Genomic DNA, 680 nt, shown 5'->3' with positions numbered 1-680 from the left:
GATGACACTGCCTTTATTGACGAAGGTTTCTATCAAACGACCATCATAGGGTGCTCGAACTTTAGTTCTTTCCAAGTTTTTCTGCGCCAAGGATAGCTTGGCTTTAGCCGTCTCCAACTTAGCCTTGGCCGCTTTTAGCTGAGGATAACGCAGCGCATAATCACGCGCCGGTGTACTATTGATTTTTTCTTGGGTACGCCAATCCCGAAGTGCTTGCTCGGAACGCGCTTCCTCCTCCGCCAGAGCTAACTCCGCATTAGCCAAATCACTACGCGCAGTTTGCAAGCTCACCTCATATTCAAGCGGATCGATCACCAACAGGACTTGACCCTCTTGGACAAAAGCACCCCGCTGAAAAGCAGGGCTGACCTTTAAAACCTGTCCCGAGACCAGGGACAACAGATTCGTCCGGGTATTAGCCTTCAGAACACCATAGGACTCTACCGTGACCTGAAAGTCCCGAGGCGCTATTTTATCCACTTCGACCAATAAAGGATTTGCCTTTGAAGGACGCCCCTTGCTCGCGGGTGGTTGCGACTGACTTATCTGATAGGCCAACAAAAGGCATAGCAACAACACTACAATTGGCGCTAGTACTTTAACTAATCGCTGAGCTGACAAAACTAAGTTCTCCTAAAATAGAGGGCGTCGAATAGTAAGATCATATCTGATCCATTGCG

Annotated in this window: 1 protein-coding gene; it reads right to left on the bottom strand. The window is 48.7% G+C overall.

Features of this window, described 5'->3' with window-relative positions:
- Window positions 1-621: efflux RND transporter periplasmic adaptor subunit (locus A3729_RS09360; RefSeq protein ID WP_369820121.1), on the bottom strand; the 621-nt coding region annotated here is incomplete at its 3' end.
- Between the last annotated feature and the right edge of the window lie 59 nt (window positions 622-680).

Source organism: Oleiphilus sp. HI0043, from assembly GCF_001634935.1.
This window is presented reverse-complemented; position numbering and strand designations above follow the sequence as displayed.